We start from the raw sequence: 13,214 nt of genomic DNA, 5'->3' as shown, positions 1-13,214 counted from the left end.
CCCCTACCCACCCCGGCACGGCCCGAGCGCTTTCTGGTGCGCAAGCTGCGGCGCGAGTTCCTGATCGCCGCCACCGACATCGCCTGGCTGCAGGCCGAAGCCAACTATGTGGGCCTGCATGTGAACGGGCACGACTACCTGTTGCGCTCCACGCTCACCGACTTCCTCACCCAGCTGGACCCGTCACGCTTCGTGCGCGTGCACCGCAGCTACGCCGTCAACCTGGATGCCATCGCCGTCATCGAACCGCTGGACAGCGGCGATGCGCGTCTGGTGATGAAGGATGGCAGCAGCGTGCCGTGCAGCCGACGCTACCGGGACGGGCTGGCGCCCCGCGTGGGCTGAGAACAGCCCCCTCAGGTAGTGAGGCCCGGCCTCCGCGCTGGCGCCCCCTCGGGCGGACAGGCCGCCATCTCGGCCTCCACCTTGCGCAGCAGGTCGGCCAGGGTTTTGCCAGGCTCCTGGCGGAACTGTTCGTCGAGTACCACCAGGTCCACGATGCGGTCGATGCGAAAGCCCCGAAAGTCGTTGCGCAGCTCGCACCAGGCCGACAGCGTCCAGACCTTGCCCCAGTAAAAACAACCCAGTGGCCGCAGGCGCCGCAGGCTGGGGCGGCCCTGCACGTCGGCATAGTTGATCTGCACCACATGGCAGCTGTGCACGGCTTCGCGCAGGGCCTGCAGCGTGGCCTGGGCACGCGGGTCCAGGCCCACCGCTGGCGCATACAGCGCTTGCGCCTCGGCTGCCACGCGCGCGGCCGGGGGCAGCACCGACAGAATCTTGCCCAGGGCGCCCTCCACCTCGCGCGCCAGCCCGGCGTCGAGCCAGGCCTGGGCCAGCCGCGCGGCAGCCACCAGCGCATTGGCCTCGCCCTGGCTGAACATCAGGGGCGGCAGCTCAAAGCCCGCGCCCAGGCGGTAGCCCACACCGGCCTCGCCCTCAATGGGCACGCCCTGGTGCTGGAGGTCCGCCACATCGCGGTAGATAGTGCGCGCAGAGACTTCAAGCCGCTCAGCCAGAAATGCAGCCGTGGACAGGCGCCGCCCACGGATGAGCTGAACAATCTGGAACAGGCGGTCGGCACGGCGCATGGGCTGGGATTATCAGTTTTTTAAGGCTTCACCGCCTGTCCATCAAGCATTTGTAGCTATATTATTTATAGCACAACACCCACATGGATCGCCACCTTGTCGGGCCCTTCGTAGGCCTCGAAATCCGTGCCAAAACGGCGCTGCACCTGCGGGTTCTCGGCAAAGTAGTGCCAGATGCGGACCCAGGTGTCGATCACCATCTGCGGCATGTCGCCCTCGCCGTTGAACACAAGGTAGTCACCCGCCTCGATGTCGATGCGGTGCGCGTCGGGCACGGTCTTGTGCACCAGCTCTGGCTCGGCAACGGCCACGCCTGCAGTCACGTCAAAAGCGCCGTGCTCGTCCGATTCATAGCCGCTGTACACACCGAAGATGCGGCCATCGTCGCCCCGGCTGGGCAGCTTGCGCTCCCAGCTCTGACTGAAAAAGCGGTTCCACAGGCCGCCCAGGCGTGCAACGGCAGGGTTCATCTCTTCGCTGTTGCGCGTGCGCACAGCAATACCGGCCACGCTGAAAGCGGGGATCTGGATGGGGGTGGGTGCGGTGGTTGGGTGCATGGCAGGTCCTCTCTCGTCTTCAGTGAATGAAATCGGTGCACGGGCCGAAGGGCGTTGTGCGAGAGAGGCATGGTGCGTGCACGCTGCTGACAGCCTGATGTCAGTAGCCTGCGCCTACCCCGGCGGCCACGGCGTGGGCGCCGTGGCACGGCGCACCACCGGCGGGATTTTTGGCCGAGTCGGCCTTGGTCGCTTGGGCCTTAGTCGCCTTGGACGGCAGACACTGCAGGCTCGGCTGCCACGGTGGCCTGCGCCCGCGCGGTGGCCAGGCGGCGCGCGCGTTCGATCTGCTGGCCCACGGTGCGGGGCACCAGGCCGTACATGTCGGCAAAGGCTTCCAGCGTCTGGCCGCTGGCCTCAAAGGCGCGCAGCAGCGCTTCATCCTTGGCGTTGCGGGCGGCCCAATCGGCAAAGGCTTCTTCGAGCAGGGTGTTGGCCGATTCGTCGCGGCTTGCAACCAGCGCGGTGTAGTCCTCGCGCGTGAGGCCCGAGGCTTCGAACGCTGCGATCATGCGGTTGCGCAGCTTGGGCAGCAGGTCTTCGGTGGCGCGGGCCTTTCGGCGGCGGTAGACCTCCAGCAGGGCGTGGTGCACATGCTCGGGCGCCATCGCCTCCACCGGCTGGCCTTGCAGATCGTGGCGCTTGTCGCCCGCCGCCACGCTTTGCAGGTAGCGGGTTGAGCGGGTGTGCAGGCCCAGCGCCACCTTGAGCGCATCACGCTCGAACAACTCGGGGTGGGCGGCCAGGATGTCCTGGAAGATACCGCGCTTGAGGGGGCGGAACACCGCGCCAAAAAGGTGCGGGTACAACGCCGCCAGTTGCTCCAGCGCCGGGTGCACGCGCTGGGGCGCACGCGGGGCGGCGCCGGGTGCGGTGGCCTCGCTCGCCCCTTCGGGCGCGGGGCGCCCCTCGGGCTTGCGGCGGTTGCGGCCACCCCGGCGGGACCCGCCCTTGCGCTGCGGCTGGGCTGCACCGGCTTCACCGGCAGGCGCAGCGGTTGCCACGGCGGCGGCAGATTCGGCCACCACAGGCGCGGCCACGGGGGCTTCAGGGGCTGCGTGGGGTTGTTCTTGTGCGGACGCGGAGTCGGTCATGGCTGTGCGGTTCGGGGGCGAATGGGATGCGACAAAACCCTCGATCATGCCAGTGTTGCACCTGCGTGCCGCAAGAGGCCCGGGATGGAGGGCTGCGCGAAGGGGCGGACCGCGCCTCGGAGACCCTTTTTCAGGGGGTGTGCAGCGCCTCGTCCAGCACCTCCACCCAATGCCGCACCGGTGTGCCCGTGCCGCTTTGCAGGTGGGTGATACAGCCAATGTTGGCCGAAAGGATCACATCGGGCGGCTGCTCGCCAAAGGCCTCGGCCAGCACACCCAGTTTGCGGTCACGCAGCTGGTACGACAGGTCGGGGTTGAGCACTGAGTACGTGCCCGCCGAGCCGCAGCACAGGTGGGCATCGTTGCGTGCGGTGCGCAGCTGAAAGCCGAGCTGGTTCAGGTGCGCCTCGACACCGCCGCGCAGTTTTTGACCATGCTGCAGGGTGCACGGCGGATGGTAGGCGTAGAGCGTGCCGGGCTGCTGCACACGGCCCTGCAGCTTGTCGGCCAGCTCGGGCAGCATGGCGGGCAGCAGCTGCGACAGGTCGCACGTGAGGGCGCTGATGCGCGCGGCCTTGGCGGCGTACTGCGCGTCGTCCTTCAGGATGTGGCCGTATTCCTTGACGGTGACGCCGCAGCCCGACGCGTTCATGACGATGGCCTCGACCCCGCCCGATCCGTCCGGGTCCACCAGCGGCCACCAGGCGTCGATGTTGGCGCGCATCTCGGCCATGCCGCCTGCCTGGTCGTTGAGGTGGAACTTGACGGCGCCACAGCAGCCCGCCTTGGGCGCGATCACGGTCTGGATGCCCACCGCGTCGAGCACGCGGGCGGTGGCGGTGTTGATGTTCGGCATCATGGCCGGCTGCACGCAGCCCGCCAGCATCAGCACCTTGCGGGCATGTTCGCGCGTGGGCCAGGCACCAGCGTCCTGCGGAGCAGGCACCTTGGCCTTGAGCGCCTGGGGCAGCAGGCCGCGCACCAGTTGCCCGGCCTTCATGGCGGGGGCGAACAGCGGCGAGGGAAGGCCCTCTTTCAGCGCCCAGCGCAGGGCTTTTTCGCCCACGGGGCGGGGCACTTTTTCATCGACGATCTTGCGGCCGATGTCCACCAGGTGGCCGTACTGCACGCCGCTGGGGCAGGTGCTTTCGCAGTTGCGGCAGGTCAGGCACCGGTCCAGGTGCATCTGGGTCTTGCGTGTGGGCTCGGCGCCTTCGAGCACCTGCTTGATGAGGTAGATGCGGCCGCGCGGGCCGTCCAGCTCGTCGCCCAGCAACTGGTAGGTGGGGCAGGTGGCGGTGCAAAAGCCGCAGTGCACACATTTGCGCAGGATGGATTCGGCCTCGATGCCATCGGCGCGGGCGCGGTATTCAGGGGAGAGCTGGGTTTGCATGGTGCATGCCTGGGCGAGGAAACAGAAAAAAGGGGCGTGGCGGGGTGGCGCACTCAGCGCGCGGCCGGGGGGTCCAGAGGCGCGTCGAGCACGAGCGCCTTGCGCCAGGAGTGGCGCAGGCGGGCGCGGTCAGCCCACAGCGGTGGCAACGATAGGGCCAGCAGCACCAGCGCCAGCGGCACCACAAACACAAAGCCCACGTGCTTGAAGCCCGCTGCGCCCGCGATGCCGCCCACCAGAAACACCCCCAGCAGCCCGGCGAACAGCCGCAGCCTTGCCTGGTTGGCCCGCACCTGCGACTCGGGCGCGGTGCCGGTGCGGTTCCAGTAAAGCATCTTGCCCATCTCGATGCCCAGGTCGGTCACCACGCCGGTCATGTGGGTGGTGCGGATCTGCGACGAGGACATCTTGGTCACCGTGGCGTTCTGCAGGCCCATGATGAAGGACAGCAGCAGCACCGTGAGCGGCACCGCAAACGGCGTGGGCCAGTTGAGGGTGATGGCGCCCACCAGGCCAAACAGCAGCATGAGCAGGGCCACCAGCAGCAGCGGCAGCGCAAAGGTGCTGCGCAGCCTGCGCTGGCGGGCCCAGTTGACCATGATGGCCGTGGTGCCCGCGCCGGACATGAACGCCCACAACGCACCAATCGCACCCAGCACCAGCTTCATCTGGCCCAGCACCAGGTTGTCGGCCAGCGAGGATAAAAACCCGGTCATGTGCGAGGTGTAAAGGTGCACGACCAGAAAGCCCCCTGCGTTCACAGCCCCCGCATTGAAGGCCAGCAGCAGGCCCAGAGCCCGGTTGCTGGCCACCGTGCGGTGGTGTCCGGTGAGGTGGCGAAGGCGGCGCATTCGGGGGTGGAAAGAGAACCGGGCGGCAGCGCTTACCAGGCCTGCGCCACCCGGCCGGGGTTGAAGATGCCCGCCGGGTCAAAGCTGTGCTTGAGCCGGGTGTGGATCTGCTCCAGCGCTGCGGATTTGAAGTCAAAAAGGCCCTTTGCGCCTGTCCCGCCTGTGCTTGCAGCTACAAAAACAGAAGCATTTCCACCCACTGCATGGGCGGCTTCGCGCAGGGCCTCGCCCGCCGATTCGGGGGCCTGCAGCCAGCGCAATGCGCCATGCCATTCCACCAGCGGCTCTGCACCGCCAGGCAGGGCCAGCACCGGGGCGGTGGCAGGCACGGACAGGCGCCACAGCGCATGGTCTGGGCGCTGGGCGCGATCGGTGAACCAGGGCAGGGTCTGCTCGCGGCAGGCGGCCCAGTCGGCAGCCACGGCGGCGTTGTCGTCCATGCGGGTGCCACCCATGGTCTTGCACGCCGCTTCGACCGCTGCCACGGCGCCGCGCAGGCGCACATACAGCGTGCCCACGCCCTGATCTACCACCGCGCCGGGTAGCCAGCAGCTGGCGTTGAGCGGCAGCGGCTGGCCGCCCCAGGCGTGCAACTGGCGCAGGGCGTCGGCCTGGCTGATGCCATCGAACCGCAGCGTGGCCTCGCCGGGCGCCACGGGCAGCACCTTGAGGCTCACCTCGGTCAGCAGGCCCAGCGTGCCCCATGCACCGGCCATGAGGCGCGACACGTCATACCCCGCCACGTTTTTCATGACCTGGCCGCCAAAGGACAGCAGCTCGCCCTTGCCGTTGAGCACCGTCACGCCCAGCAGGTAGTCGCGCACCGCGCCCACGCTGGCGCGCGCGGGGCCCGACAGCCCCGCAGCCACCATGCCGCCTACGGTGGCGGCGTCTGAAGGGGCCTTGGCGAAATGCGGTGGCTCAAAAGGCAGGCACTGGCCTTTTTCGGCCAGCAGGGCCTCCAGCTCGACCAGCGGGGTGCCCGCGCGCACGGTAACGACCAGCTCGCTGGGCTCGTAGCTCACGATGCCGCGCAGCCCCCGGGTGTCGAGCACCTCGCCATGCAGGGCCAGGCCGTGGAAGTCCTTGGTGCCACCACCGCGAATGCGCAACGGGGTCTGGTCGGCCGCAGCGGCACGCACGCGCTCGGCAATCGGGGCAAGGGAGAAGTCCATCCGCGCATCGTAGCGGCAGCGGTGTGCGGCACGGCAGGCGGGGTGCGTGAATTTTTTGAACAGCGCTTGTGAAGGACAGCGGCCTGGTGGAAAGGGACAGCAAGGGGCGCGACGCCCCTGCTCCAGAACAAGCCAAGCGAGCCCCCTGCTGGCGCAAAAATGGCCCGCCGGTGGTCGGCGGGCCAAAGAACCAAGAGGAGTAACTCGCTTGTTTTTCTTGCTACAACGCCACGGTGCCACCAGACACCGCAGCGCGTGGGGCGCAGGGCCGAAGATCAGCGGTTGTACGCCGTCTCGCCGTGCGAAGTGATGTCCAGACCTTCGCGTTCGTCTTCTTCCGTGACACGCAGGCCCAGCGTCAGGTCAACGATCTTGTAGGCCACGAAGGACACCACACCCGACCACACGATGGTCAGCAGCACGGCCTTGGCCTGCGTCCACACCTGAGCGGCAATGGAGTAGTCGGCAGCAGTGACCATGGAGGCCGTCACCCAATCCGCCACGTAGCCGGGGCCGCCGAGGGAAGGCGAGTTGAACACGCCGGTCAGCAGGGCACCCACGATGCCGCCGATGCCGTGCACGCCGAACACGTCGAGCGAGTCGTCTGCACCCAGCATCTTCTTGAGACCGTTCACACCCCACAGGCAGGCAAAACCACCCACCAGGCCGATGACCAGTGCACCGCCGATACCGACGTTGCCCGCAGCCGGAGTGACGGCCACCAGGCCCGCCACGGCACCCGAGGCTGCACCCAGCATCGAAGCCTTGCCACGCATCAGCGCTTCACCAATGCACCATGCCAGCACGGCACCGGCCGTGGCCACCAGGGTGTTGATGAAGGCCAGGGCTGCGAAGCCATTGGCTTCCAGGGCAGAACCGGCGTTGAAACCGAACCAGCCCACCCACAGCAGCGAGGCGCCCACCATGGTCAGCGTCAGGCTGTGAGGCGCCATGGCTTCACGGCCGTAGCCAATGCGCTTGCCGACCATGAACGCGCCCACCAGGCCCGCCACAGCGGCGTTGATGTGCACCACGGTGCCGCCAGCGAAGTCCAGAGCACCCCACTGCCAGATCTGGCCCGCCTTGCCGGTCATGGCGTCGGCCACTTCCTTGGAAGCGTAGGCGTCAGGGCCCATCCAGAACCACACCATGTGGGCAATGGGCAGGTAGCTGAAGGTGAACCACAGCACCATGAACAGCATGACAGCGCTGAACTTGATGCGCTCGGCGAACGCACCCACGATCAGTGCGCAGGTGATGCCGGCGAACGTGGCCTGGAAGGCGGCGAACACCACTTCAGGAATCACGACACCCTTGCTGAACGTGGCGGCGTTGGCAAACGTGCCCGCAGCGTTGTCCCAGATGCCCTTCATGAACAGCCGGTCAAAGCCCCCAATGAAGGCGCTGCCTTCGGTGAACGCCAGGCTGTAGCCGTAGATGAACCACAGCACCACGATCAGCGAGAACGTGACCATGATCTGCATCAGCACGGACAGCATGTTCTTGCTGCGCACCAGGCCGCCGTAGAACAGAGCCAGGCCAGGCAGAACCATCAGGATCACCAGCAAGGTGGAAGTCATCATCCAGGCCGTGTCACCCTTGTTGGGGACGGGCGCTGGCGCTTCTGCTGCAGCCGCAGGAGCAGCGGCGGGTGCGGCAGCCGGAGCGGCTGCTGCTGCGGGGGCAGCGGCGTCGGCAGTCGGGGCAGCGGCAGCGGCGGTGGCGGCCGCCGGTTCGGCGGCAGGAGCCTGGGCCAGGGACAGATTGCCCATGGTCAGCAGACCCAACCCCAGAATGAAGGAAGCAAGCAGTTTTTTCATGGCATTTCTTCTCTTGTGTCTGTTGCGACCGGGCCCTTACAGGGCTTCCTTGCCGGTTTCACCCGTACGGATGCGCACCACCTGTTCCAGGTGGGTCACAAAAATCTTGCCGTCACCGATCTTGCCGGTGCGCGCAGCGCTTTCGATGGACTCGATCACGCGGTCCACCAGGTCGTCTGCAATGGCGGCTTCGATCTTGACCTTGGGCAAAAAGTCCACCACATACTCTGCACCACGGTACAGCTCGGTGTGGCCCTTCTGGCGGCCAAAACCCTTGACCTCAGTGACCGTGATGCCTTGCACGCCGATGTCCGAAAGCGCTTCGCGCACTTCGTCCAGCTTGAAGGGCTTGATGATGGCTGTCACCATTTTCATTTTGGATTCCTCCGGAATGGGCGCCCAGGGCGCCCATTGAGATTTACAGGGTTTTGGTCAGCGTGACGATCACGCGCGACTTGTTGACCGGGCCGTAGAAAGCCTTCTTGGTGGCGCCCACCACGGCAGCGCCGAGGGACACACCGCCGCCGAAGTCGTATGCGCCGCCCACGCTGTAGTCCATGAAGTTGGGGGCCGTGATGTCGCCACCGAAGCGGGTGAAACCGACGGACGCCTTCAGCGTGGTGCTGGGAGCCACTTCCTGGGCAAACGCCAGGTTCAGGTAGCCGGTGTTACGGCCCTTCAAGCCAGGACCTGCGTAGGCAAAGTAGTCCTTGGACAGGGTGTGCGAGTACTTGGCCGTCACGGGGCCGAAGGTGGCAGCGCCATAGACTTCGGTGGTGTTGCCGTTGCTGTTGCCGGGGTAGATGTAGGTCAGCAGGCCCACGTCCAGATCCACGCCGCCGGCCTTGAACTTGTAGCCGCCGTAGATGTCGGATTCGAGCGAGTTGCCAGTCAGCCAGTCCACGCTGGAGTTCCAGTTGCCCACGTAGAAGCCGGTTTCGCCGAAGGCGTAGTCAAAACCGCCTTGCAGTGCAGGCTTGACGGCCTTGGCCTTTGAAATATCCTGGTCCTGGCCACGGAACTTGTAGTTGGTGGTCAGGCTGACGTTGCCGGTGAGCTGGGCACTGGCCAGGACGGGAAGGGTTGCAACAAGGGCAACGCCCAGGGACTTGATGATGGCGCGGGTCATGTTTCCTCCGGTTGGACAAAGTAGGGACAAGCGCTTTAAGCACGGACCGTGCCATTGCATCCGCAGGCACTGCGGGCGAGGCCCCGGCACTGTTGCGTTGGGTTACAACAATCCCCAGTACAGTGGCGGGAGTGGTGCTTGGCGCCATGCACCCAACTGGTGCAATGACCCCCAAACCCGCGCCCACAAACCCATAAACGCACCCAACTGGGGAGAAACCGCTTCATGAGTCTTGCTTTGGTGCAAAGCCGCGCCCTTCTGGGGATGCTGGCGCCTTCTGTCACCGTTGAAGTGCATCTGGCCAACGGTTTGCCCAGCTTCACGCTGGTGGGCCTGGCCGAGGTGGAGGTGAAGGAGGCTCGCGAGCGCGTGCGCTCGGCACTGCAGAACGCGGGGCTGGAGTTCCCCACCAACAAGCGCATTACCGTGAACCTGGCGCCTGCTGATCTGCCCAAGGACTCAGGCCGCTTCGACTTGCCCATTGCCCTGGGCATCCTCGCTGCCAGCGGCCAGGTCGATGCCAGCCGCCTGACGGGCTACGAGTTTGCGGGCGAGCTGTCGCTGTCGGGCGAGCTGCGCCCGGTGCGCGGCGCGCTGGCCACCAGCCTGGCGCTGCAGACGCAGCAGATCAACACCCAGCTGGTGCTGCCCCCCGGCAGCGCCGAAGAGGCCGCCCTGGTGCCCGACGCCCAGGTGGTGCGCGCACGCCACCTGCTGGACGTGGTGCGCGCCTTTCTCCCCCCAGGCAGCGTGGCAGGCGGCGATGCCGACATTGCCAACGACGGCTGGACCCGCCTGGCGGCTACACCCCTGGCCACCCGCACCACCGGCCCCGACATGGCCGACGTGAAAGGCCAGGCTGCGGCCAAGCGCGCACTGGAGATTGCTGCCGCAGGCGGCCACAGCGTGCTGATGGCCGGGCCGCCGGGTTCGGGCAAGTCGATGCTGGCCCAGCGTTTTGCAGGCCTGCTGCCCGCCATGACGGTGGAAGAAGCGCTGGAGAGCGCCGCCATCGCCAGTCTGGCCGGGCGCTTTCGCCCCGAAACCTGGGGCCAGAGGCCGACGGGCCAGCCGCACCACACCGCCAGTGCGGTCGCGCTGGTGGGCGGCGGCTCGCCCCCTCGCCCCGGTGAAATCTCTCTGGCCCACCAGGGCGTCCTGTTTCTGGATGAGCTCCCGGAGTTCCCAAGGGCCGCGCTGGAGGCCCTGCGTGAGCCCCTGGAGACGGGCCACATCACCATCGCCCGCGCGGCGCAACGCGCGGAGTTTCCGGCACGCTTTCAGATGATTGCGGCCATGAACCCCTGCCCCTGCGGGTTTCTGGGCTCCACGCAGCGCGCCTGCCGCTGCACGCCCGACCAGGTGAACCGATACCAGACCAAGCTCAGCGGCCCGCTGCTGGACCGCATCGACCTGCATGTGGAGGTGCCCGCTCTGCCTGCCGAGCAGCTGGTGCAGGCGCCTGCGGGTGAATCCACTGCCGCCATCCGCACGCGGGTCGAGCACGCCCGCCAGCGCGCGCTGGCCCGCCAGGGCAAGTCCAACCAGGCGCTGCAGGGCCAGGAGATCGACGCCCACCTGCAACTGCAGGACGCAGCCGCGAAGTTCCTGAACACCGCTGCAGCCCGCCTGGGCTGGTCGGCGCGCAGCACCCACCGCGCGCTCAAGGTGGCCCGCACCATTGCCGACCTGGCAGGCGCCACCGACACCGAAGTGGGCCATGTGGCCGAGGCCGTGCAGTACCGCCGCGTTCTGCGGCACCCCGCCTGAGGCGCACGCCAAGGGTGTGCTGCTGCGGGTTTTACCCATCATTCACTACTATTTTTATAGCTAAACAGGCAATACAGACAGGCGGAGACGGCTGATTTGGATCAATTTTTTCGCTGTCTTGCGCCCATCCACACACTGCGCCGCCACAATCGCCCCATGCCCAGCCGCCGCACTTCCAAAAAGACCACCGCCGCCACGCTCGATACCCCGGCCACTCCCGCTCCAGAATCGGTGGACACCGGTTTTTTGCGCACCCTGGTGGGCTACAACGCACGGCGCGCGTCGCTGGCGGTGATCGAGGTGTTCATGGAGCGCATGGCGGTGTACCAGCTCAAGGTTGTGGATTTTTCGGTGCTGTCGCTGGTGGCGCACAACCCGGGCGTGACCTCGCGCCAGCTGTGCATGACACTGGGCGTGTTGCCGCCGAACCTGGTGGGCCTGGTGGCAGCGCTTGAGCGGCGCGGGCTGATCGAACGCCGCCCCCACCCCAGCGACGGCCGCGCCATGGGCCTGCACCTGACGCCTTCCGGTGTGCAGCTGACCGCCCAAGCCGAGCAGACCGCCGCGCAGCTGGAAGTGGACGCCACCGCAGGCCTTACCGCCGCCGAACGCAAGACGCTGATCCGCCTGCTGCAAAAGGTCTACGCCCGCGACGGGGCCTGAAAAAGAAAAGGGGCACTGCAGCCAGCGCCCCTTGGTATTTGATTTTTGCCCGGCCACGGGCAGCTTCTGCGCCCTGCTTATTGGGCTGCGGCCACCGCCTCAGACTTCGCGGCCATGGCCGCCGCCAGCCCGCCCCACTTTTCGTGGAACAGGCCCGCGTCCATCGTCTTCACATTGCGCATGATCGGCGTGAAGCCCATATGCGCCAGCACGTCGCGTTCCAGGTCGATGCCGGGTGCGATCTCGGTCAGCTCCAGGCCTTCGGTGGTCAGGTGGAACACGGCGCGCTCGGTCACGAAGAGCACGTTTTGCTCACGTTTTGCGGCATCCAGCCCGTTGAAGGTGATCTGCTCGACCTGCTCGATGAACTTGCGCGATCGGCCCTCCCGGGCGATGGTGAGCTGGCCGTCCGCCACCTTCACCTCCAGGCCACCTGCGGTGAAGGTGCCGCAGAACACCAGGTTCTTGGTGGAGCGCGTGATGTTCACGAAACCGCCGCAGCCCACGGGGCGCCCGTTGAACTTGCTCACGTTCACGTTGCCCTGGTTGTCAGCCTGTGCCAGGCCCAGGAAGCTCGCATCCAGCCCGCCGCCATCGTAGAAGTCGAACTGCAGCGACTGCTCGATGATCGCGTCGGCGTTATAGGCAGTGCCAAAGTCGCCCAGCTGCGCGGGGATGCCGCCGGTGATGCCGCTTTCCACGCTCAGCGTGAACTGGTCCGCCACGCCCTCTTCCGCCGCCACCGACGGCACACCGGCAGGGATGCCGATACCCAGGTTGGTGATGGCGCCGGGTTTGAGTTCCAGCGCGGTGCGGCGTGCGATGACCTTGCGTTCGTCCAGTGCCATGGGCGCCAGCGAGTTCACCGGCACGCGCACGTCGCCACACAGCGCGGCGTTGAACTGCGTGGTGATGGTCTGCATGTGGTTCTCGGGCTGGCTCACCACCACATAGTCCACCGACACGCCGGGCACCTTGACCGACTTGGGGTGCAGGCTGCCCGCCTTGACGATGCGCTCCACCTGCGCAATCACGATGCCGCCGCAGGCCTTGGCCGCGTGGGCGATGTTGATCTGCTCCAGCAACACGCCTTCCTTGTCGAGCGTGATGTTGCCGTTCTCATCGGCCAGCGTGCCCCGGATGATGGCCACATCAACCTTGGGCGAGGGGTAGAACAGCCATTCCTCGCCGTTGAACTCGACGAGCTTGACCAGGTCTTCGGTGGACTTGCTGTTGAGCTTGCCGCCTTCGATGCGCGGGTCCACAAACGTGCCCAGGCCCACCTTGGTCAGCAGCCCGGGGCTGCGGCTGGCGATGTGGCGCGTGAGGTGCGACAGGCTGCCCTGCGGGAAGTTGTAGGCCTCCACCTCGCCGTCGAACACCATCTTCATCATCTCCGCGCCCGTCTGGCCGAAGTGGCCCGCCACCGTGCGCTTGATCATGCCGGGGTGGGCAAAGTGCACCATGCCCGCGTCCTTGCTGTTGCCGATGGCGCCACAGGCCCAGGTGGTCACGTTCTTCGGATGGCCGTGGTCGAGGAAATTTTTCTCGATGCCCTTGAGCACTTCCTCGGGCAGGCTGGAGACGGCCAAGCCGCCCAGGAAGATGGTGGCGTTGTCGGGGATCAGGGCCCCGGCCTGGGCTGCGGTGATGATTTTCATGGTGTGCTTT

General features: G+C 66.7%; 13 protein-coding genes. 3 read left to right on the top strand and 10 right to left on the bottom strand.

Going from position 1 to position 13,214, the window contains the following annotated elements; all coding sequences use genetic code 11:
* Positions 1-345: LytTR family DNA-binding domain-containing protein (locus tag DBR12_RS01950; RefSeq protein WP_146185443.1), on the top strand; the 345-nt coding region annotated here is incomplete at its 5' end.
* Between the two features lie 11 nt (positions 346-356).
* Here DBR12_RS01950 and DBR12_RS01945 read toward each other — a convergent pair.
* The 9 genes from DBR12_RS01945 to DBR12_RS01905 all read right to left on the bottom strand — a co-directional run bounded on the left by DBR12_RS01945 (position 357) and on the right by DBR12_RS01905 (position 9,110).
* Positions 357-1,091 (bottom strand): YafY family protein, encoded by a 735-nt coding sequence (locus DBR12_RS01945; RefSeq protein ID WP_108615709.1) that lies wholly within the window; start codon positions 1,089-1,091, stop codon positions 357-359.
* Positions 1,092-1,156: 65 nt separating this feature from the next.
* Positions 1,157-1,648, bottom strand: a complete 492-nt coding sequence (locus DBR12_RS01940) for a GyrI-like domain-containing protein (RefSeq protein WP_108615708.1) — start codon at positions 1,646-1,648, stop codon at positions 1,157-1,159.
* A gap of 200 nt (positions 1,649-1,848) precedes the next feature.
* A complete protein-coding gene (locus tag DBR12_RS01935; RefSeq protein ID WP_233244251.1) occupies positions 1,849-2,742 on the bottom strand; it encodes a ProQ/FINO family protein in 894 nt (297 codons plus the stop codon).
* A gap of 130 nt (positions 2,743-2,872) precedes the next feature.
* A complete protein-coding gene (glcF, locus tag DBR12_RS01930; RefSeq protein WP_108615706.1) occupies positions 2,873-4,135 on the bottom strand; it encodes a glycolate oxidase subunit GlcF in 1,263 nt (420 codons plus the stop codon).
* Between the two features lie 53 nt (positions 4,136-4,188).
* Positions 4,189-4,986, bottom strand: a complete 798-nt coding sequence (locus DBR12_RS01925; protein WP_108615705.1) for a YoaK family protein — start codon at positions 4,984-4,986, stop codon at positions 4,189-4,191.
* 32 nt (positions 4,987-5,018) lie between these two features.
* Positions 5,019-6,161 carry a glycolate oxidase subunit GlcE gene (glcE, locus tag DBR12_RS01920; RefSeq protein ID WP_108615704.1) on the bottom strand — a complete coding sequence of 381 codons (1,143 nt, stop codon included), beginning with the start codon at positions 6,159-6,161 and terminating at the stop codon, positions 5,019-5,021.
* A gap of 275 nt (positions 6,162-6,436) precedes the next feature.
* The gene (amt, locus tag DBR12_RS01915; protein WP_108615703.1) at positions 6,437-7,981 is read right to left on the bottom strand and encodes an ammonium transporter; all 1,545 of its coding nucleotides are present in this window, start codon (positions 7,979-7,981) and stop codon (positions 6,437-6,439) included.
* Between the two features lie 36 nt (positions 7,982-8,017).
* The gene (gene glnK, locus DBR12_RS01910; protein ID WP_108615702.1) at positions 8,018-8,356 is read right to left on the bottom strand and encodes a P-II family nitrogen regulator; all 339 of its coding nucleotides are present in this window, start codon (positions 8,354-8,356) and stop codon (positions 8,018-8,020) included.
* A 43-nt stretch (positions 8,357-8,399) separates the two neighbouring features.
* Positions 8,400-9,110 (bottom strand): TorF family putative porin, encoded by a 711-nt coding sequence (locus DBR12_RS01905; RefSeq protein WP_108615701.1) that lies wholly within the window; start codon positions 9,108-9,110, stop codon positions 8,400-8,402.
* Positions 9,111-9,335: 225 nt separating this feature from the next.
* On the opposite strand from DBR12_RS01905, the gene DBR12_RS01900 reads away from it, so the two are divergent.
* Entirely contained in the window at positions 9,336-10,880 is a 1,545-nt protein-coding gene (locus tag DBR12_RS01900) for a YifB family Mg chelatase-like AAA ATPase (RefSeq protein ID WP_108615700.1), read from the top strand.
* Positions 10,881-11,036: 156 nt separating this feature from the next.
* Entirely contained in the window at positions 11,037-11,543 is a 507-nt protein-coding gene (locus DBR12_RS01895; RefSeq protein WP_108615699.1) for a MarR family winged helix-turn-helix transcriptional regulator, read from the top strand.
* Between the two features lie 77 nt (positions 11,544-11,620).
* Here DBR12_RS01895 and DBR12_RS01890 read toward each other — a convergent pair whose 3' ends face one another.
* Positions 11,621-13,204 (bottom strand): acyl CoA:acetate/3-ketoacid CoA transferase, encoded by a 1,584-nt coding sequence (locus DBR12_RS01890; protein ID WP_108615698.1) that lies wholly within the window; start codon positions 13,202-13,204, stop codon positions 11,621-11,623.
* Positions 13,205-13,214: the final 10 nt, after the last annotated feature.

The sequence above is a fragment of the Acidovorax sp. HMWF029 genome, from assembly GCF_003060895.1.
Lineage (GTDB): Bacteria > Pseudomonadota > Gammaproteobacteria > Burkholderiales > Burkholderiaceae_C > Acidovorax.
This window is presented reverse-complemented; position numbering and strand designations above follow the sequence as displayed.

What these genes read in the sequence shown, in the direction of transcription:
- DBR12_RS01890 (WP_108615698.1), bottom strand. Translation starts at nt 13,204, where the DNA reads ATGAAAATCATCACCGCAGCCCAGGCCGGGGCCCTGATCCCCGACAAC.
- DBR12_RS01895 (WP_108615699.1), top strand. Translation starts at nt 11,037, where the DNA reads ATGCCCAGCCGCCGCACTTCCAAAAAGACCACCGCCGCCACGCTCGAT.
- DBR12_RS01945 (WP_108615709.1), bottom strand. Translation starts at nt 1,091, where the DNA reads ATGCGCCGTGCCGACCGCCTGTTCCAGATTGTTCAGCTCATCCGTGGG.
- glcF (WP_108615706.1), bottom strand. Translation starts at nt 4,135, where the DNA reads ATGCAAACCCAGCTCTCCCCTGAATACCGCGCCCGCGCCGATGGCATC.
- amt (WP_108615703.1), bottom strand. Translation starts at nt 7,981, where the DNA reads ATGAAAAAACTGCTTGCTTCCTTCATTCTGGGGTTGGGTCTGCTGACC.
- DBR12_RS01900 (WP_108615700.1), top strand. Translation starts at nt 9,336, where the DNA reads ATGAGTCTTGCTTTGGTGCAAAGCCGCGCCCTTCTGGGGATGCTGGCG.
- DBR12_RS01940 (WP_108615708.1), bottom strand. Translation starts at nt 1,648, where the DNA reads ATGCACCCAACCACCGCACCCACCCCCATCCAGATCCCCGCTTTCAGC.
- glcE (WP_108615704.1), bottom strand. Translation starts at nt 6,161, where the DNA reads ATGGACTTCTCCCTTGCCCCGATTGCCGAGCGCGTGCGTGCCGCTGCG.
- DBR12_RS01935 (WP_233244251.1), bottom strand. Translation starts at nt 2,742, where the DNA reads ATGACCGACTCCGCGTCCGCACAAGAACAACCCCACGCAGCCCCTGAA.
- glnK (WP_108615702.1), bottom strand. Translation starts at nt 8,356, where the DNA reads ATGAAAATGGTGACAGCCATCATCAAGCCCTTCAAGCTGGACGAAGTG.
- DBR12_RS01925 (WP_108615705.1), bottom strand. Translation starts at nt 4,986, where the DNA reads ATGCGCCGCCTTCGCCACCTCACCGGACACCACCGCACGGTGGCCAGC.
- DBR12_RS01905 (WP_108615701.1), bottom strand. Translation starts at nt 9,110, where the DNA reads ATGACCCGCGCCATCATCAAGTCCCTGGGCGTTGCCCTTGTTGCAACC.